Origin of the sequence: Rhizobium sp. SSA_523, assembly GCF_030435705.1 — a bacterium.
Classification (GTDB): domain Bacteria; phylum Pseudomonadota; class Alphaproteobacteria; order Rhizobiales; family Rhizobiaceae; genus Neorhizobium.
Genome location: NZ_CP129381.1, coordinates 447,798 through 466,185 on the forward strand (window position 1 = coordinate 447,798; position 18,388 = coordinate 466,185).

Below are 18,388 nucleotides of genomic sequence, written 5' to 3' on the forward strand. Positions count from 1 at the left end.
GTCTAAAACTTCCGTGTCACGCCAGCCATGACCGCACGGCCGCGGACCATGGCGCCGTAGCGGACGCCGGAGGCCGGCGCATCATAGGCATAGAGGTCGTATTTCTCGTCCAGCAGGTTCTCGCCGCGCAGGTAGAACTCGGTCTTGCCTTCCGCGAGGGCAATGCGGGCATCGAGCTTGTGGTAACCATCGAGATCGAAATGATTCTGTGGATCGGCCGGCCGCTTGCCCACATAGCGATAATCGATCCGGGTGATCAGCTGCGGCTCCGTCATGCCCAGCATGGGCTCCAGGTCCCGCGTGTAGGACAGGCTCGCCGTCGCGCTCCAGGATGCGGCGTCGGGCACCTTGTTGCCGGTCAGCACGTCGCCGTCACCGATGCCAAAGATACTGGAACGGATATCGGCATCCACATAGCTGAGCCCGGCCGTGAGGTCGAAGCCATTGCCCGGATGCCAGCCCGCGCTGAGGTCAACACCCTTGGCGCGCGTATCCGCGTTCAGCGCGCTCACGAGGAAAGTCTTGGAGTCGTAGGAGAGCAGGTGATTGTCCTCGACGCGGTTGAGATAGGCCGCGCCGCTGAGGGAAAACAGGCCTGCGGCGAATTCGGCGTCGAAACCGGCTTCGACGGAATCGGTGGTCGCGCCGCGGAACGGGCTGCCTTCGGCGATCTGCGTCGAATAGACATTGAAGCCGCCGGGCTTGAAGCCGCGCGCCACACGGGCATGGATTTCCAGGTCTGGCGTCAGAGCATAGGTCAGGCCGAGCTTGCCTGTCAGCGCATCTTCCGTGAGCTCCCGCGAATCGGTGCTGATCCCGGCTGAGCCATGATAGGTGGCATCAAACCGGGTGCGGCTTCGCTCATAGCGCAGACCGGCGTCGAGTTTCAGCCGATCGGTCAGCGGCAGCACCGTATTGCCGTAAAGTCCGTAGCGATCTGTGTCGAAGTCGCGAAAGGCGGTGCAATAGCGCCCGAAGCTGCAGCTGTCATAGGAGCGGTCGGCATGTTCGGCAAACAGCCCGAGCGCCCATTCGAGACGCTCGCCCTCCAGGGACGACCAGCGCAGATCCTGGTCGAACACATGTTCATCGGGCTTTTCCTGCCGCCAGTAGAGTGATGGCGAGTGGTAGAGAGCCGCCATCAGTGCCTTGTCGTAGACCAGCGCCTCGTTGGATTTGGCATGGTAGAAGGACGAGGTCGATGTGATGCGGCTGGTTGGAAAATCATGCGAGAGCTTCAATGCCGCCCGATCGATCGTTTGGCGCACATCATTGTAGAAGCCGGCGGGAAGGTCGAGCACCGGCTGATCCGGATAGGGACGCAGAACCAGAAGCGTAGGCCAGGCCCGCGAATCCTGCCGCTCCAGCGTGAGAAGCGCCGAGGTCGCGTCGTCAATATCCCATAAGAGGCTGCCGCGAACGGCGAAATCGCTGGGCTTGCTGATGGGCTCTCCATCCGCCAGCCTGTCGATCCAGTGGTTCTCGCCGGAATAGCGCATGGCGAAGCGCCCGCTGAGGTCTTCCGTCAGGCCGCCGCCAATCGCGCCCTCCACCGTGTGCTGCCGCCCGGTGCCCAATTCGCTGCCGATATAGCCGTCGAATTCCTGCGATGGCAGTCGCGGCGTCATGCTGACGAGGCCAGCGCTGGCTGAGGCGGAGGACTGAGTGCCCTGCGGCCCCTTCAACACGTCTATACTGTCGAGATCCAGCGTGCCAAGCCTGAGATAGCGAGCATTCATGGAGCTGCCATTGACGGAAAACGACAGGAGGCTGTCGTCCATGTTCATCGGATACATGCCGCCGACACCCCGCACATAGGTGGTCGACAAATGGTTGCCGCCCCAGGAATTGATGGCGATGCCGGGCGTCGCGTTCAGAACGTCCTCGACCGTCTTCAGCCGTCGTTCTTCCATCGTCTTCGCGCTGAAGGGCGTATGGCCGGCCGAGCCACTGCCAGTGGCCGAGACCGTCACCCTTTCCAAAACTGTGTCGTCATTCGCGCCCGGCCTGCGAGCCTTCCCATCCTGCGCCTGGCCCACTGCCGGCAGCAGAAGGACGAGGGTAAAGAGCGCGCAGGACAGACTTGTCGCATTGTGGAGGTGGCGGAAGAAGGCAGTATGCATGAACTTGCTTTCCAGTCTCGAAATACATGAGTTCATCTATCAACTATTCTGTTTGCTTTTCCGCCCCGATAGAGTCAAAGATCAACCGCTTCCAATCAAACTCATGATTGTCATGCCATCAGCATCCCGAAGACCTTCTGTCGGAACCACCTCAGCATCAGGATTTCCCCCGGAGCGGGAGAGCCATCGGCTGATCTCAAGCTTTCTCTCGCAGGACCGCGCGGGCCAGGCCGGACCGCATCGATATGAAAGCGCTTTCCTTCCCGTGCAGGATGGCCTCGAATTGCTGTATTGGAAGGGATGGTTCGCCGAGACGGTCGACATGGCGCTGCTGGATGATGCGGATCGCATTTTCTTCAGCTTCAACTGCCGCATGGACGGCGCAGCGGCCTGCATTTTCCAGGGCAATGGCGCCGGCGAGCACGTGATCGGCGAGAATGCCGGCACCATCCAATACGGCCCGGGCCGGCGCGGGATCTATCGTCAGAGCGGGCTGGTGGAAAACCTGTCGATCATGATCCGGCGGGATCTGTTCGAGACCTGGTGCCGCGATGTCGATCCGGACCTGAGCGAAATGCTGCGATCGGGAGGCTTCCAGGGAGGCCACCGGGGCGGCGAACTCATGGCGACGGCGCATCTTCTCGGCGAGGCGCTGCAGCTCGTCGCAAAGGGCGACCGGCAGGCGAGGCATTCATTGTGGTTTCAGGCTCAGAGCATGCTCATCATCGGCCTGTTTCTGGAAGCGCGGACGGAGGCCGGCGAGGGCAAAGTTTCAGAGGCGCAGCGCCAGCGCCTGCACAAGGCGCGCGACCGGCTGCTTTCCGATCTCAGTCTCGCCCCGGCGCTTGCGGATCTGGCCCGCGATGCCGGGCTGAGCCTGCCCAGCCTGACGCGCGGCTTCCGCGCGCTTTATGGCGACAGCCCCTACAACCTCTTCCAGAAAGAACGCATGCAGGCGGCCCGCCGTCGCCTTCTGGATGCGGATGGCTCCGTCGCGTCGATCGCCACGGAATTCGGTTATACCAATACCAGCCATTTCGCCTCTGCCTTCCGCAAGCAGTTCGGCATCGCCCCCGGCTCGCTGAAGCGCCAGGGCTGACAGGACCGGCTGACAGGACCGGCTGACACGTCTGGCTGGCGGGGATCAGGCCTGCGTCGTCCGATCGACCGGGTCGATCGAAATCACATAGCACATTCCCTTGCCGCTCAGGCTGATCGGATATCCGGCGGGCAGGCTGGCCGCATCCATTGCCATCAGGGCGATAGTCTGCCCGTCAGAGACAAGGGAGAGCGTCTCGGCGGCGACCAGGAGAATGGTGACGGACGATTGCGGCACCAGGTCCAAGCTCCCGCAGACATCGATCCGCCGGACGCCGTGGCTGTATCGACCCCGCCGCGTCATGACATTCAAGTCCGTGATCGGGCCGTTCGCCAGTTTCGCCGCAACGGGCGTGTCTGCCGGAAAGGCGAGCGGCTCGCTCTGCGTTGTCAGAACGTGCAGCTCCCGCCCGCCGATCTCCAGCTGCATCTCCGCTCCGCTCAGGATCGACAGGGTCCGGTCTATGCCGGCAAAGACGGAAAACGGGCCGTCGCTTGCGACCGTCGCCATGCTGACGCGCCAGTCGAAATCGGAAAGGCCGGCGTCTTCCGGGAAAACGGCAATTTCCACCGTCTCTCCACCGCCATTCTTCCAAGGCATTCTTTTGTGATCGATTTGGCGAAAGAGCTTCATGACCAATCCGGGCGCCGGAGCAGGGCAGGGGCAGGAGGGAAGGCTCAGACGTCCAAAGCCTCTCCGGTTCAAACGCCTCTTACACGAGCTTTTGCCCAGGCCGCAAGAATGGCACCGGCTCGCTTGCCGCAGTTGCAGAAAACATGCCATGAGCTTGAAGGCCGATTTGGCCGGCGCGACACGAAAGCATCGGCTGCGCCAACATGCCAGAGGTGACATGACGTCAGGACCGATCGACGCTGAGGCCCGCGCAGCAAAAGGCTTGCGGGGCCTGCAAGAGCGCAGGAAACCCGTGAAGGATTGGAAGAGCGGCTCGACGCGTGCGGTTGGATACTTCGGGCAGGCTGTCCACGCGCCTGCTCCAGGCGGAGTGGGCGATCTGCCCAAAGTCGGACATTGAGGCGCCGTCACCCGTCCTTGAAGGCGCGTCTGGTCATCCGGCAGCTGATCCTTCAGTTCCTGGCGGTGGCCGCGGCAGCCATCGGTTTCATCGTCTTTTTCCTGAATTCGGGGCTGGACGGCATGTATGTCGAGGAGGCGATCGTGGACGTCGCCGCGCAGTCGATCCTCCGCGACAGGACAGGAACAGCCGTCGTGACGGTCACGCCGGAACTCGCGCGGCTTCGCAGCGAGGCCCCGGATCTTTGGTTTGCCGCCAAGCTCGACGATGGCACGGTCGTCTCCTTCGGCCAGGTCCCGCCGGAATTTGCGCCGCTCCTTCCCCATCTCGACAAATTGTCCTCTGCGGACATGCGGGGTGAATTCGCGCCCTTTACCCTGTCCGCCATCGTGCGGCAGGAGACGGGGCCAGCGGGGTCGATGAAAATTATCGCCCATGGCACGGTCAAACCCTTCACGGCTCTCATCATGATGGCATCCAATGTGGTGGCCGCCACCATTTTTCTTACCCTCGCGCTGCTCTCCGTCATCGCGACGCCGATCATCGTGAAGCGCGCCCTCGCCGGCGTCATGAAGACGGCGGAGGAGGCGCAGCGGATCGATGCGGAGCGTCGAGGCGTGCGGCTTTCGGAGGACAAGGTGCCTCGCGAGATCGGTCCGCTTGTCCGGGCGGTCAATGATGCGCTCGAGCGGCTCGACGAGGGCCATGAGCGTCAGCATCGGTTCATTGCGTCTGCCGCTCACGAATTGCGCACACCGATCGCCATTCTCAGAATGAAGATAGAGGCCGCGGAGGAGGGCGCCCTGCAGGGTCTCCTGCCCGACGTCTCGCGGCTTGCAACGCTTGCCGAACAATTGCTCGATCTTCATCGGCTCGACAATGGCGCACCCACCGAGCGAATCGACCTTGCGCGCCTGGCGCGCGGCGTGGCGGCCGATATCGCCCCGGTTCTGATTGCTGCAAACAAGACGATCGAGGTGATCATCGAAACGCCCGGTCTGATCATGGGTAACAGCGGATCGATCGAACGGGCCTTGACCAATCTCATCCAGAACGCCGCCGAGCACGGCGGGCAAGCGGTGATCGTGCGGGTGAAGGGTGCGTGTGTGGAAGTCGAAGACAATGGCGAAGGCATCCCGGTCGAGGAGCGGGAGCGGGTTCTCGAACCCTTTTACCGGCTGCGGCCGCGCTCATCCGGCGCCGGCCTGGGCCTGAACCTCGTCAAACAGGTTGTCGAGCATCACGGCGGTCGCCTTGCAATCGCCCAGACACGCGGAGGTGGTGCCCTGGTTCAGCTGGTTTTCAAGGCAATGAACTGAGACCGAACTGGCAAAGTGCTGCGCGAGCAAAGCCAGGAGCGTTTCGTCCCGACAATGTTGCTGCAATCTTTTTGGCTGCTCTTTGCCTCTCCGGGCAATGGGCGCGCTTCAAAAGGGCGCCCTTGGCTTGGCCCGTACCGGCATGGTTTGCCGGTATCCCATCCCTATAGGAGAACAGAATGCAGAAACGCCCTCATATCCATTATCGCCGCATGGCGCTCATGGTCGCATCCCTCACTCTTCTCGGAGCGACGCTCGCCGGATGTGTGTCCGACGAAGAGCGCCGTTACCAGGGCGCCAGCACCTGCGAGAGCTTCGGAGCGCCTTACGGGTCGCGCGCCTATACGGCCTGCATGCTGCAACAACAGGGTCGGCGGGATGCTGCGCAAATGGAATCGCTCGAGCGGACGCGCATGACGCAGGAGATCGCCAGGAATGCACAGGAGATGGCCGACCGCGCCCGCTTTGACCGCTGCCGGCGCGATCCCGACCGGCGCGAGTGCCGGCGCTAAGCGCAAAGTCCTGTCCGCCACCGCGACAGACTGGGGCTCAACAGCGGAACGGCAGGAAAGTGCTGGCCGTTCCGCCATTCATCGCGGCGATCGTCAGGATGTTCGCCGCCTGGATCTCGGCCGGGTTCTGCGGACATATGGCGGTGTGGTCGAGACATCCCGCCGCCATGAACGTCTCGTTCAGGGCCTTGAAGCTTGGGGTGAAGCGCGTCGTATCCATAACCGATGGCAGATCATTCCATGCTGACCGGTAGATCTGACACTTCTTGACCTGCCAGTCGGACGGCGTGGCCGAGGCGGTGGGCGGATACGACCAGAACGCCGCGGTGAAGGCGGCGAGAACCGGAAGGCTGCTATAGGTTCGTTTCATCGTCTACTCGCTGGTTTCCTTGGCGATCGCGCGCGCGATGCCGGCAATGGTGTTGTTGCGGTCCCTCGTCGAGGCCGACGTCCGGGTGATGCAGACCCGGCGCAATCAGCGTCGCGCGTCGCACCAGTGCTCGCCAGGGCCGCCTTTGTGGTCTCACGCAGATTGATCTCCTTCAGCCGGGATCGCCGGATATGTCATGGCTGTCCGAAGGCTGGTCGGGCGACAGACCGGCGGGCGCGCCGGATCGTCCCGCGCACTGCTGCTTGCTGCACTTTCCGCTCTCCGTCAACGCCGGAAGCCAGATGCGCTGTCCGGACGCGCAGGAGCAGGCAAGACCGCACATTGCAAAAGCCAATCGCCGCACTGCGAACTAAGGACCTATCCGAGAGAGGGGGCGGTCCGCCTCTTTCGCCGGCACCTCGTCCAATGGACAGGTGCCGCAGAGCTTGAGTGAGGGGATGAGATAGCGCAGGCAGCAGACCTTCCGCTTGCGAACCGATCTGCCATCCTTGACCGTGTAGCGAACCGGCTCGTAAAGCATATTGCGCCGTCCGTCCGGCCAGAGCCGGCTGGCCAGCATGTCGCGACCGTGGGAAATGCTCTGCGTCTCGCCGATCATCCCGGCGCAGAAGCCGATCACGTTTTCGGTAATGTTGCCGACATTGGCCCACAGGACCTTCTGGGGCAGTCCGCTGACTTTGGACAGGCTGGCGACCAGCGGCAGGACATGCCCATCGAAGATCTCGTCGAACCGGTCGCTGAAATGCTCGGATACCGGCACCGGCGTGCCTGCATGCTCGAGAAAGAACTGCTGCGGACGACCATCGGCGGCAAGCGTGACCCCCATAGCCTCCAGCCGAACCGGCAATGCCCGGCTGAGGACAAGGTTGATTGCGAGGACCGGCATCAGAAGGTGGGAAAAATACTGCTTGGACCATTGCGATGCCACGGCCCGCTGTTCAGGTTCCGCGTAATTGCCGGCGAAGCGGGCCAGCACCTGGTGCAGGTAATCCGGTTCAGCGAGCACGGGCCCGGCAATGACTGCCGGCCTGCCGTCGAACAGACAGAGCCGGTCTCCCGTCTCCACGAGTGGTTCGGCAAACAGCTGCCTAAACTCTTCGATCATGCCTTAGTCCTCGCAGCAGGAAATAGAGACTGCCCAGCAGTGTTGCCACGGTACCGGCCGGGATCTGCCAGGGAAAGGCGATAGTCCGGCCCAGCCAGTCTGCGAGGATCATGCAGGTGGCGCCGATGATTGCCGCACCATAGACCTGCTGCATCGGCCGGTTCAGCCCGGCGCTCCGGGCGAGATGCGGCGCGACCAGGCCGGCAAAGCTCAGCGGGCCGACCAGGAGCGTTGCGGCACCGGTCATCGCGCCGATGAGGAGCATAAGGATCAGCCGGCTTCTGGCGACGCCGATGCCGAGCGAGCGCGTTGCTTCCGCACCCATCGGCAGGATGGCAAGCCAGCGGGCAAGAAAGGGCACGAGAGCCAGGGAAATCGCCGCGAGCAGGAGGGCGAGCCAGGCATCGCGTTCGGTCACGGAATAGGTCGATCCGGCCATCCAGCCGAGAAGCCGCTGGACGCGCATGTCGCCGAACAGCGCGAGCAGAGAGGTGAGGGCGCCGGTGAGGGCCGCAAGCGCAATGCCAGCCAGCAACATCCGTTCCGATGCAAAGCCTGACCGTCGGCCGGACCAGAGGAGAAGCGCCAGAACCAGAAGTGCCCCCGCACCGGAGAGCAGCATCATACCTGTCCGGCCAAGGCCCGGCAGGAAGAAAATGGTGATCATGAGCACCAGGGCGCCGCCGGAGGAGAGGCCGAGGATTTCAGGGCTCGCAACCGGGTTGCCGGTCAGCCGCTGGATCAGGCATCCGGCAATGGCGAGCATTGCGCCGCCGGCGCCGGCGGCGACCATTCGCGGCAGCCGCCAGGGCAGGACGGCGCCGATATCGCTGACGGATTGGAAATGCCAGCCATCCGGCAATTTCCCGAGCGTCAGGGCGATTGCGCAGGCGAGGCCGAGCAGGGAAACAGCAACGATGAGCGAGCCCGGGCCCGCGGCATCGTGTGTTTTCGACAGGACCGGAAGATGCTGCGGTCGTTCCGGACTGCCGTGCCGTCCGGCCCGGCGAAGGAGCCATATCAGGATCGGCGCGCCCAGAAGCGCGGTCATGGCGCCGGCCGGAATGTCGAGCCCGCCGGTCAGCCGCAGAATGCCCTGATCGACCACCGTCAAAAGCGCCGCAGAGATAAGGGCGCCGTAGACGAGCTTCCGGCGATAGCCCCTGGCACCCAGGCCGCGCGCGATCGCCGGGCCTATCAGGCCAACGAAACCGATCGGCCCCACCGTCGCGGCAATTGCGGCGCTCAAGCCTGCTGCAACCAGCAGGCCGGTCAGCCTGAGGGCGAATACCGGTGTGCCGGCGCTTCTGGCGCTGTCGTCTCCCAGATCCAGAACGGCCAGTGGCCGGTGCAGCAGCCAGGCGACAGAGCCCGTGCCAACGAGGATCGGCAGGAGCACTGTCACATTGTCCCAGCCGATCTGGACGAGGGAGCCGGTCTGCCAGGACAGAAGGTCGCTCAGTTCCTCGAAGTGGACGAGAAAGGCGGCGCCGCTATAGGCTTCCAGGCTCAAAGACAGCATCAAGCCGATCAGAATGACGCGCACGGGCTGAAACTGCGAGCGGTATGCGAGAAGGAAAACAGTCGCGAGGGCCGCCAGTCCGCCCAGCCAGATGATGGGTTGCTGACCAAAGGCCAGGACCGATGGCATCCACAGCACGGCTGAGAAGAGCAGGGCCTTGGCGCCGGAAAATACGGCAAGCGTGCCAGGTTCGGCCAAAGGGTTGCGCAGGATCTGCTGGAAGAGGACGCCGCTCACGCCGAGGGAAAGCCCGGCGATCACGCTGATGGCAAATCGCGGCATGAGACTGTAAGTGATGAGGATGGCCTGCAGATCATCCCCTGCCGCCTGCGTCACAGCCCTCTGCAAAGGCGCAAGGCCGCCGGCATTTGCCAGCAGGAGGGCAAGTGCGGCCATGACCGCAAGCACGGTCACGACCGGAAGCGCGGTGATGGGAAAGCGGGTCGGCGGCGCAGGTGAGGTGACAGCCATGATCATCCTGCTCCAGCCAGGGAGGCAACGAGCTGCTGCGCCAGACGTGTGGCGCTCACGACGCCGCCGCTCGGATAGATCACCGGCATCCGGTTGACCCTGCCATGGCGCACCGCAGGCAAGGCACGCCAGAGCGGGCTGTCGGCAAGGCGGGCCATTGCAATCTCCGTCTCCCGGCCGCGATCGAAATGGACGATCCGGGCATCGGGATTTCCGGCCAGTTGCTCGATGCCGATCGACGCGACACCGGAGGCGTTGACCCGGCCCGTCCAGGCATTGCGCAGCCCCAGACGGGCCATGACATCCCCGACGAGCCCGTTTCCACCGAAAATCGCCACCTGCCGGGCATTCTGATTGAACCGGCAAAGGTAAAGCGGTGGAGTGCTGCGCCGGGAGAAGCTCTCGGATGCCGCCGCCAGTTCGGCGTTGCAATGGGCAATGGTGGCTTCAGCGGCTTCCACGCGGCCGGCCAGCTTCGCGAGGATGCGCAGCTGCGCCTGCATGTGCTCGACCGCCGGCACCGTGCCGGCAAAGGTCGAAATGGTCTGAATGCTTGCAAGACGTTTGAGATTTTCCAGTCCGCTTGCCTGCCAATCGGCCATGACGATCAGATCGGGACGCAGCAATTGGAGAAATTCTAGGTTCGGCTCCTGCAAAGGTCCGAGATCCACGGTCTCCGGCGAAAGCGAGGGCTCCGAAACCAGCCGGTTGTACAGCGGCACATTGGCAATGGCCAATGGCTGGACGCCGAGCGTCAGGAGCAATTCCGTGATCAGCAAATCCATCGAAACGATCCGTCGGGGCGGCCGGACCTGCGCCGCCTGCAGCGGCGCTGCGACGGCGAGGCTGAGTGCCATGCCGCCGCAGAGAAATCGTCGACGCGTCGAAGCCGGAACTACCATTTGTAGCTGAGCGTGGCGGTCACTGTCAGCGGTTCGCCATAGCGGCATCCGTCCGAATAGGTGCAGGTATAGAATTTCTTGTCGAACAGGTTGCGGGCGTTAACCTTGAACTCAGCGCCTTCCAGGTCCTGGGTCAGCTTGCCGAGATCGATGCTCGCCATGGCGTCGACAAGCAGATAGGAAGGCGCGTCCGTCTTGCCATTGAAGATATTGGTCGATCCGGTATAGCGCATGCCGGCGCCCAGCTTGACGCCCTCCAGTCCCAGATCGTCCAGCTTGTAGTCGGCCCACAGAGAGACCGCATTCCTGGGAACGAGCGGAATCTGCTGCCCGATTTCGCTGGCCAGGGCGCTCTCGGTAATCCGGGCATCGGTATAGGAATAGGCAGCGATCAGGCCGAGATTGTCGAATTCGGCCCGGGCTTCCAGTTCGACGCCGCGCGACCGCACCTCTCCGAACTGCGACACATTGCCGAGTGCATCGGTCGTCGTGAGGTTCGTTTGCGTCAGATCGTAGACCGCGGCGCTCAGCAGGAGATTGCTGCCTTCCGGCTGATAACGCAGGCCTGCCTCGTACTGAACCGCCTCGTTCGGCTGCAAAGGATTGCCGGTTACGGTCACCGAACCGGCCTGCGGCTGGAACGACTGGGCGATGCTGACATATGGGGCAAGCCCGTTGTCGAACAGGTAGACCAGTCCCGCGCGGCCCGTCAGCGCATTGTCCGACTGGTCCGTCACGCGGCCGTTCTGGTAGGATCTGACGGTGCTGTCCGTCCAGTCCTGCCTGCCGCCCAAAAGCAGGACCCAATGATCGTCGAACTTGATCTGGTCCTGGAGGTAAAGGCCGTAGCTGTTCGCCACCGTGTCCGAACCGCGATCGACGGCATAGTTGATCGCAGGGTTGGAAAGGGTCGCGCCGGTTCTCAGATCGAGAAGGCTCACCCCTGCGCCGCGATAGCGATGGCTGTCATAGCTGCGGCGGTAATAATCGAAGCCGCCCAGCACGGTATGCTCTGCGCCAAGGGCATCGAACGTATATTCGAGCGAAGTGTCCTGCGTGACGCCGTAGGATACCTCCTCGCGCACGCTTGCAAGGCGGGCAAGCCGGCCGCCGGAATTGGCCAGCGTGGATACATTGCCCATCATGTAGTCCCAGCTGACGTCCGAGTAGAAATAGCGCGCCTTGTTGCGAAGCGTCAGGCCGTTGTCGAACTGATGCTCGAAGTCGTAGCCGATCGTGTAGCTGTCGCCCTTGTACCTGTCGAAGCCGTCTATGCCGAGAAACATGTCGCGGGGGATGCGTCCCGTTCGGACATCGTCCAACTGCAGCGGGGTGGAGAAGCCGGCATTGAAGTGCTGATAGCTGGAGAGAAGCGTCAGCGATGTCGCAGCATCCGGTGCGATCGTCAACGCCGGGGCGATATAGACCTTGTCGTCCGGCGTATTGTCGACCCAGTTGTCGGCATCGCGAACAAGACCCGTCAACCGATAGCTGAAAATGCCTTCGTCATCCAAAGGCCCGCCAAAATCCGCCGATAACTGCTTGCGGCCATAGGTGCCGAACTCGAGATTGACCTCGCGCAGCGGGTTCGTCGTCGGGCGCTTGGAGATGGCATTGACCACGCCGCCCGGCGAAAGCTGACCGTAAAGCATGGATGCCGCGCCGCGCAGGACGTCGATCCGCTCCAGTCCGTAGGGCTCCTGGCCGCCATCATAGACGTTGGACTGGTATTTCATGCCGTCCCGCAGGCTTCCGAGATTGCCGTTGGCGACATTGAACCCGCGGATGGTCAGATCGTCGACGGATCGGCTGAAGGCGCCCGATTGCATGGCGATACTGGGCGTATAGGCCAGGGAATCGGAGATCGACGTCGCGCCCTGATTGCGGATCTGGTCCGACGTGACGACAGTCACCGCCTGCGGGGTCTCGATGATCGGCGTATCGGTCTTGGTGCCCGCAGCGGTTACCCGCGCCACATAGCCTTCCACTGGTCCGGTCCCGGTCTGGTCGCCACTGACATAGACAGGGGCCAGCGTCAGCGAGTCGCCCGCCTGTCCGCCGTTCACCGTCGCCTGCTCCGCCGGACCGGAGATCGTCACCGTCGTTGCCGTCGTGAAACGATAGGTCAGGCCGGTGCCGGAAAGCAGCCGCCCAAGAGCCTCTTCCGGGCTCATGGTTCCTGAAACGCCGGCGGTCCGCTTGCTGCGCGTGATGTCAGCCGGATAAAGGAGCTGAAGATTGCTGCGGCTGCCGAAGGATGCCAGGGCGGAACCGAGCGAGCCAGGGGCAATCGAATAGGAGAGGGATGCCTGCTGGAGCCTCGGCCCGGTTGCCGCGGAAGATTGCGCCGACGCCGCTGCCGGCAGCAGGCTTACGCTTGCCAGAAGCAGGGCCGCGCGCCCTGAAAACCTCATCGTCCGCCCGTTCTTCGCGCCCGCCAACCCCGTCATGATCATCGTCCTGTCCTGTCTGCCCCGCCGGCTTTCATCGCCGTTCGGGTGCTAAGACGGGCGAAGGGGCAATCGCCTCACCCCCTTTGCGACCTTTTTTTCAGACGATTGCGCGCGGCAACAGGAGGACAAGCAGAGGCGTGACCTCGATCGCGCGGACCGGCAGCGTGCTGACGATGGCGTCCAGAATACCGTCCGGGTTCTTGACGTCGAAGACGCCGCTGACACGCAGCCGCTCCAGACTCGTACCGACGATCTGCAGCCGGCCGTGGCGATAGCGGTTCACGTCGCTGACGACGCTGTTCAGTGGCTTGTCGTTGAAGATCAGGCGCCCGTGGCGCCAGGCCGTGTCGATCTCCGCATCGGCAACACCCACCGCGCCCAGGCCGGCGGCGCGGTATGACACGGTCTCTCCGGCGCTGAGACGGATATGCTCGCCGCTCGGCGCGGTGACGGAGACCGCACTTTCCTGAACGCTCGTGCTCACTTCGTCGCCAAAGATGCTGACGACGAACTGCGTTCCCAAGGCTTCGATCTGTCCGCCCTTTGCCTCGACCGCGAACGGCCTGCGGCCATCGGCGGCGACATCGAAGAAGGCGCGGCCACGCTGAAGGCGCAACCTTCTCCGGTCGTCGGAGAAATCGATGGCCAGTGCCGAGTCGGCATCCAGTGTTACGCCGGTGCCGTCCGGCAGGCGCGTCTCGCGGATCTCGGCGATCGCCGTGAATTCGTCGCTGACGATATAATCCTGGATGTTTCCGAGCCAGCCAGCAGCAAGAGCCGATGCGGTGACGCCGCCGCCAATCAGCAGAGTTCGGCGGGAAAGCCTTTGCGGAGCGCGCGTCTTGTGCTCACGCGACGCGATCGGGAGACGATCAAATTGCATCCACAACCGTTCCAGGCGATGATATTCCGCTGCATTATCGCGACACCGCGCATACCAGGTGCGGAATTCATCGATTTCAGCCGGTGTGACCTCGCCGGAATTCATGCGTGTGAACCAGGCTGCCGCTTCCGCCTGCCGGTCCGTGCTTCCGCCGCCATCTGGGCCCGTCATCCGAGTTCCGCTCATTCCGTCGATTTGCCGTTTGCCTTGCATCTTAGACGGATGACAAGGCCAAAACCACACCCGGCTCCGCCCAAATTTCGGGAAGGATCTCTAGTCGAGAATGTCGCCCAACTCAGTCCTGAGGCTCAGTAGCGCCTTCATCATGTGCTTCTCGACCATGCTTTTCGATATGCCGAGACGCGCGGCAATCTGTGCATGGGAGAGGTCCTCGAACTTGTGCAGCAGGAAAACTTCCCGCTGCCGCTTCGACAAGGTGGCCAGCGCCTTCTCGAGCTTCTGAACCATGCGGCGATGATCCAGAGTGGCCTCGGGCGTCGGCATCGGCGCAGGCACATCGGTTGGGGCTTCAACCTGAACGAAACGCTGCCGGAGCGTGCGCGCCCTGGCGTGGTCCGTCGCAAGATTGCGGGAGATCTTGAACAGATACGCGCGTGGGTTGGCAATCGAGGCCTGTGCTTCGCGAACGGTTGCAAGGCGCATGAAGGCATCCTGCATCAGATCGGGGGCATCATCCTCCGGAACGCCGACCCGTCGGATGAACCGCATGAGTTCCTCCGAGTGGCTTCTGAACAGTTTTTGCAGGTCCCAACCCAAATCCGGGTCTCGCGTTAAAAGATGAGGATAGATCTCCTCTTTTAAGCCGCTCGTCGATCATTGCAAGATGCGGCGCTGCATCACCTTCGCAAAAATCCCGCCGTTTCGCCATTGCGGCCGGCCTGGAGGGTGGAAAGCAAGAGCATGTTCCCGCAGCCGCTCGCCTGACGGTCGAATGAGTGTTCGGCTTCTGTGCGCCGCATGCCGTCAATGCGGCTCTTTGGGCTTTGCAATGCGCGCAAAGCATGACAATGCAAGCCTGACCGAATCCATCTCAGCGTTCGCCGATCTGTGGCCGGACCCAGTCTCGCACTGTGGCCCGATCGTCACAGCGCGCGGTCGTAAGTTTTGACCCTGAAGGACTGACATGAAAGACGATCCCATCCACGCGCAGCAGGCGCCTCAGACCGAGTTTTTGAAAGGCCTCTGCTGGATGGCCCTCAGCATGGTGTCTTTCATCGGCATGTCGGTCGGGTCGCGCGAACTGGCGCAGACCTTGTCCATCCAGCAGGTTCTGTTCTTTAGGGCGCTTGTCGGTTTCGGCGTCATCCTGACGCTCGGTCCTGTCCTGTTGCGCGAGTTGCAGGCCCGCAAGCTCATTCGGCTGCATGTCCTGCGCAATGTGGTCCATTTCTTCGCCCAGTATCTCTGGACGATCGGCGTCGTCATGCTGCCGCTCGCCTCCGTTTTCGCGCTTGAATTCACAATGCCCATCTGGGTAGCCTTCTTCGCCTTCATCTTCTTGAAGGAAAGGCTGACGAGGCCGCGAATCCTGGCCACCATCGGAGGCTTTGTCGGCGTTCTGCTCATTGTCCGCCCCGGAATAGGCATGGTGGACCCTGCTGCCGGCCTCGTGCTGATCGCCGCGGCGGGTTACGGCCTCTCGCTCATCTTCGTCAAACAGTTGACGCGGGAGGTGTCGCCGGTCGCGATCGTCGTCTGGATGATCCTCATTCAGCTGCCGCTCGGCTTCCTCGCATCCTTGACGGATTGGCGGCCGGTATCCCTTGCCGACGTTCCCTGGATGCTGATTGCCGGCCTCGGCGCGCTGGCGGCGCATTACTGCCAGGCCCAGGCGCTCAAGCGCCTGGACGCATCCGTCGTCATGCCGATCGATTTCCTGCGCGTCCCCATGGCAGCTGTCGTCGGTTACTATGCCTATGCGGAAGCCATTGATCTCTGGGTCTTCCTGGGTGGCGGGATCATCCTGTTTTCCAATTATCGCGCAGTCATGGCGGAGCGGCGCGCCGTGCTGACCTGACCGCACGCGATGGCGCTCGGGTCAGCACGGTCCTGGCGGACAGGAAAATCTTATTCGCCGAGAATGCCTGGCAGGCGCAGGCCCTTTTCCCTCGCGCATTCCATGGCGATGTCGTAGCCGGCATCGGCGTGGCGCATCACGCCGGTCGCCGGGTCGTTCCAGAGGACGCGCTCCAGCCGGCGCGCTGCGTCATCGCTGCCATCGGCGCAGATCACCATTCCCGCATGCTGCGAGAAACCCATTCCGACGCCGCCACCATGGTGAAGCGAGACCCAGGTGGCGCCCGAGGCCGTGTTCAACAGTGCGTTCAGCAAAGGCCAGTCGGACACGGCATCCGAACCGTCCCGCATGGCCTCCGTCTCCCGGTTGGGAGACGCGACGGAGCCGGAATCCAGATGGTCGCGGCCGATCACGATCGGCGCGCTGAGCTCACCCGTGCGGACCATCTCGTTGAAGGCCAGGCCGAGCCTGTGGCGGTCTCCGAGCCCGACCCAGCAGATGCGAGCCGGCAAGCCCTGAAACGAGATGCGCTCGCGCGCCATGTCCAGCCAATTGTGCAGATGCGTATTGTCCGGCAGCAATTCCTTGACCTTGGCGTCCGTCTTCAGGATGTCCTGCGGATCGCCGGACAGGGCGGCCCAGCGAAAGGGGCCAATGCCGCGGCAGAAGAGCGGGCGGATATAGGCAGGCACGAAGCCGGGAAATGCGAAGGCATCCGCGAGACCTTCATCCTTGGCGACCTGGCGGATATTATTGCCGTAATCGAAAGTCGGAATGCCCTGCCTGTGAAAATCGACCATGGCCGCGACATGGTCGCGCATGGAGGCGCGCGCCGCCTTCTCGACCGTCTTCGGCTCGCTTGAGCGCTTTTCCCTCCATTCGGCCATGGTCCAGCCCTTTGGCAGATAGCCATTGATCGGGTCATGCGCCGATGTCTGATCGGTCACCATGTCCGGCCGGATGCCGCGTCTGACCATTTCCGGCAGGATCTCGGCACAATTGCCGAGAAGGCCGACGGACTTGGCTTCGCCGGCTCTCGTCCAGCGGGTGATCATGTCCAGGGCCTCGTCCAGCGTCGCGGCCTTCTCGTCGACATAGCGGGTCCGCAGGCGGAAATCGATCGAATCCGGATTGCATTCGATGGCGAGGCAGCAGGCGCCCGCCATGACGGCGGCCAGCGGTTGCGCACCGCCCATGCCGCCGAGACCGCCGGTGAGAACCCATTTGCCTGTCAGATCGCCACCATAGTGCTGGCGGCCGGCCTCGACAAAGGTCTCGTAGGTGCCCTGAACAATGCCCTGGGAGCCGATATAGATCCAGGATCCGGCGGTCATCTGGCCGTACATGGCCAGTCCCTTCTTGTCCAATTCGTTGAAGTGATCCCAATTCGCCCAATGCGGAACGAGATTGGAATTGGCGATCAGCACCCGCGGCGCGTCCTTGTGGGTCCGGAACACGCCGACCGGCTTGCCGGACTGCACCAGTAGCGTTTCGTCCTCGTTCAGCGTCTTCAATGTCTCGACGATCCTGTCGAAGCTCGCCCAGTCGCGGGCCGCCCGGCCGATCCCGCCATAGACCACCAGCTCGGCCGGGTTTTCGGCAACATCCGGATCGAGATTGTTCATCAGCATCCGCAAGGGCGCTTCGGTCATCCAGCTTCGCGCGTTAAGCTGCGTCCCACGCGGACTTTTGATGTCGCGGCTGTTATGGCGAGGATTGTCCATGCATGATCTCCCTAACGTCTCATAGAAAGCGCGCATTGTTCGATGCGCTCGAGGATGGTCTTCAGATGGACGCGAAGCCGCTGCGCTTTGCTCTCGTCATAGGCAAAGGGCGGTGCCTCGCTGGAAAGATGGCTCGACTGCGCAAGCTCCATCTGGATGGCATGAACGTGATCCTCCGGCTGCCCGTAATGGCGCGTCGTCCAGCCGCCCTTGAACCTGCCGTTCAGCACGCAGGAATAGCCGTGGGCTTCGGCGGCGACGCTGGCGGCGGCGCTTTCGAATTCGGATGCGCAGGTCGTTCCAAGATTGGTGCCGATGTTGAAATCGGGCAGAACACCCTCGAAGAGGAAGGGGATGCGGGAACGGATCGAATGGCAGTCGTAGAGCACAGCGATGCCATGGATCGACTTTACCCGCGCGATTTCTGAAGCGAGGGCGGCATGATAGGGCGTGTGGAACCGCTTCAGGCGGTCGTCTATGTCGGCCGCGTCCGGTTCCCTTCCGGTTGACCAGATCGCCTGGCCGTCGAAATCGGTGATCGGCACAAGGCCGGTGGTGTTCTGGCCGGGATAGAGACTGATGCCGGCCGGATCGCGATTGGCATCGATGACATAGCGGTGGAAGCGCGCCCGCACGCTGGTCGCGTTCGGCAGCAGCCCGTTATAGAGCCTGTCGATATGCCAGTCGGTGTCGGCGAGGCGACGCCCGTTATCGTTCAGCCGGCTCCAGACCGCCGCCGGCACTTCGGTGCCGGTATGAGGAAAGCCGAGAATGACGGGCGAGGTGCCGCGGCTTACGTCGACAGGGATCATG

The 18,388-nt window shown here is 62.9% G+C and carries 15 protein-coding genes; 4 read left to right on the forward strand and 11 right to left on the reverse strand.

The window, feature by feature from the left end; all coding sequences use genetic code 11:
- Positions 1 to 2 precede the first annotated feature (2 nt).
- Complete coding sequence (locus tag QTJ18_RS03440) at positions 3 to 2,123, reverse strand: TonB-dependent receptor (RefSeq protein ID WP_252752029.1); 2,121 nt, start codon at positions 2,121 to 2,123, stop codon at positions 3 to 5.
- Between the two features lie 283 nt (positions 2,124 to 2,406).
- Between QTJ18_RS03440 and QTJ18_RS03445 the strand changes: the two genes are divergently transcribed.
- Positions 2,407 to 3,222, forward strand: coding sequence for a helix-turn-helix domain-containing protein (locus QTJ18_RS03445; protein WP_252752028.1), 816 nt, complete (start codon positions 2,407 to 2,409; stop codon positions 3,220 to 3,222).
- 45 nt (positions 3,223 to 3,267) lie between these two features.
- Here QTJ18_RS03445 and QTJ18_RS03450 read toward each other — a convergent pair whose 3' ends face one another.
- Positions 3,268 to 3,855, reverse strand: coding sequence for a HutD/Ves family protein (locus QTJ18_RS03450; protein ID WP_252752027.1), 588 nt, complete (start codon positions 3,853 to 3,855; stop codon positions 3,268 to 3,270).
- 417 nt (positions 3,856 to 4,272) lie between these two features.
- Here QTJ18_RS03450 and QTJ18_RS03455 point away from each other — a divergent pair, with 417 nt between their 5' ends.
- Both QTJ18_RS03455 and QTJ18_RS03460 read left to right on the forward strand, forming a co-directional pair.
- Entirely contained in the window at positions 4,273 to 5,574 is a 1,302-nt protein-coding gene (locus tag QTJ18_RS03455; RefSeq protein ID WP_252752026.1) for a sensor histidine kinase, read from the forward strand.
- Between the two features lie 179 nt (positions 5,575 to 5,753).
- Positions 5,754 to 6,086, forward strand: coding sequence for a hypothetical protein (locus QTJ18_RS03460; RefSeq protein WP_252752025.1), 333 nt, complete (start codon positions 5,754 to 5,756; stop codon positions 6,084 to 6,086).
- A 37-nt stretch (positions 6,087 to 6,123) separates the two neighbouring features.
- Here QTJ18_RS03460 and QTJ18_RS03465 read toward each other — a convergent pair whose 3' ends face one another.
- The 7 genes from QTJ18_RS03465 to QTJ18_RS03495 form a co-directional block, all read right to left on the reverse strand.
- On the reverse strand, positions 6,124 to 6,456 hold the full coding sequence (locus QTJ18_RS03465) for a hypothetical protein (RefSeq protein WP_252752024.1): 333 nt from the start codon (positions 6,454 to 6,456) through the stop codon (positions 6,124 to 6,126).
- A gap of 370 nt (positions 6,457 to 6,826) precedes the next feature.
- Positions 6,827 to 7,582, reverse strand: a complete 756-nt coding sequence (fhuF, locus tag QTJ18_RS03470) for a siderophore-iron reductase FhuF (RefSeq protein WP_252752023.1) — start codon at positions 7,580 to 7,582, stop codon at positions 6,827 to 6,829.
- Positions 7,566 to 9,575: a Fe(3+)-hydroxamate ABC transporter permease FhuB gene (gene fhuB / locus QTJ18_RS03475; protein ID WP_252752022.1), complete on the reverse strand. Its 2,010-nt coding sequence runs from the start codon at positions 9,573 to 9,575 to the stop codon at positions 7,566 to 7,568. Before fhuB ends, fhuF begins: the two co-directional genes overlap by 17 nt.
- A gap of 2 nt (positions 9,576 to 9,577) precedes the next feature.
- Positions 9,578 to 10,360, reverse strand: coding sequence for an ABC transporter substrate-binding protein (locus tag QTJ18_RS03480; protein ID WP_252752021.1), 783 nt, complete (start codon positions 10,358 to 10,360; stop codon positions 9,578 to 9,580).
- A 110-nt stretch (positions 10,361 to 10,470) separates the two neighbouring features.
- Positions 10,471 to 12,927 (reverse strand): TonB-dependent siderophore receptor, encoded by a 2,457-nt coding sequence (locus QTJ18_RS03485; RefSeq protein WP_252752020.1) that lies wholly within the window; start codon positions 12,925 to 12,927, stop codon positions 10,471 to 10,473.
- Positions 12,928 to 13,027: 100 nt separating this feature from the next.
- Positions 13,028 to 13,984 carry a FecR family protein gene (locus QTJ18_RS03490; protein ID WP_252752019.1) on the reverse strand — a complete coding sequence of 319 codons (957 nt, stop codon included), beginning with the start codon at positions 13,982 to 13,984 and terminating at the stop codon, positions 13,028 to 13,030.
- Between the two features lie 102 nt (positions 13,985 to 14,086).
- Positions 14,087 to 14,590: an RNA polymerase sigma factor gene (locus QTJ18_RS03495; protein ID WP_289852010.1), complete on the reverse strand. Its 504-nt coding sequence runs from the start codon at positions 14,588 to 14,590 to the stop codon at positions 14,087 to 14,089.
- Between the two features lie 367 nt (positions 14,591 to 14,957).
- Here QTJ18_RS03495 and QTJ18_RS03500 point away from each other — a divergent pair, with 367 nt between their 5' ends.
- Positions 14,958 to 15,851, forward strand: coding sequence for a DMT family transporter (locus tag QTJ18_RS03500; protein ID WP_252752017.1), 894 nt, complete (start codon positions 14,958 to 14,960; stop codon positions 15,849 to 15,851).
- A gap of 50 nt (positions 15,852 to 15,901) precedes the next feature.
- On the opposite strand, the gene hutU is transcribed toward QTJ18_RS03500, so the two are convergent.
- Both hutU and hutG read right to left on the reverse strand, forming a co-directional pair.
- On the reverse strand, positions 15,902 to 17,575 hold the full coding sequence (gene hutU / locus QTJ18_RS03505; protein WP_252752016.1) for a urocanate hydratase: 1,674 nt from the start codon (positions 17,573 to 17,575) through the stop codon (positions 15,902 to 15,904).
- Between the two features lie 11 nt (positions 17,576 to 17,586).
- Positions 17,587 to 18,387 carry an N-formylglutamate deformylase gene (hutG, locus tag QTJ18_RS03510; RefSeq protein ID WP_252752015.1) on the reverse strand — a complete coding sequence of 267 codons (801 nt, stop codon included), beginning with the start codon at positions 18,385 to 18,387 and terminating at the stop codon, positions 17,587 to 17,589.
- Position 18,388: the final 1 nt, after the last annotated feature.

What these genes read in the sequence shown, in the direction of transcription:
- QTJ18_RS03440 (WP_252752029.1), bottom strand. Translation starts at nt 2,123, where the DNA reads ATGCATACTGCCTTCTTCCGCCACCTCCACAATGCGACAAGTCTGTCC.
- QTJ18_RS03450 (WP_252752027.1), bottom strand. Translation starts at nt 3,855, where the DNA reads ATGAAGCTCTTTCGCCAAATCGATCACAAAAGAATGCCTTGGAAGAAT.
- QTJ18_RS03460 (WP_252752025.1), top strand. Translation starts at nt 5,754, where the DNA reads ATGCAGAAACGCCCTCATATCCATTATCGCCGCATGGCGCTCATGGTC.
- QTJ18_RS03465 (WP_252752024.1), bottom strand. Translation starts at nt 6,456, where the DNA reads ATGAAACGAACCTATAGCAGCCTTCCGGTTCTCGCCGCCTTCACCGCG.
- fhuF (WP_252752023.1), bottom strand. Translation starts at nt 7,582, where the DNA reads ATGATCGAAGAGTTTAGGCAGCTGTTTGCCGAACCACTCGTGGAGACG.
- fhuB (WP_252752022.1), bottom strand. Translation starts at nt 9,575, where the DNA reads ATGGCTGTCACCTCACCTGCGCCGCCGACCCGCTTTCCCATCACCGCG.
- QTJ18_RS03480 (WP_252752021.1), bottom strand. Translation starts at nt 10,360, where the DNA reads ATGGATTTGCTGATCACGGAATTGCTCCTGACGCTCGGCGTCCAGCCA.
- QTJ18_RS03485 (WP_252752020.1), bottom strand. Translation starts at nt 12,927, where the DNA reads ATGACGGGGTTGGCGGGCGCGAAGAACGGGCGGACGATGAGGTTTTCA.
- QTJ18_RS03490 (WP_252752019.1), bottom strand. Translation starts at nt 13,984, where the DNA reads ATGACGGGCCCAGATGGCGGCGGAAGCACGGACCGGCAGGCGGAAGCG.
- QTJ18_RS03500 (WP_252752017.1), top strand. Translation starts at nt 14,958, where the DNA reads ATGAAAGACGATCCCATCCACGCGCAGCAGGCGCCTCAGACCGAGTTT.
- hutU (WP_252752016.1), bottom strand. Translation starts at nt 17,575, where the DNA reads ATGGACAATCCTCGCCATAACAGCCGCGACATCAAAAGTCCGCGTGGG.
- hutG (WP_252752015.1), bottom strand. Translation starts at nt 18,387, where the DNA reads ATGATCCCTGTCGACGTAAGCCGCGGCACCTCGCCCGTCATTCTCGGC.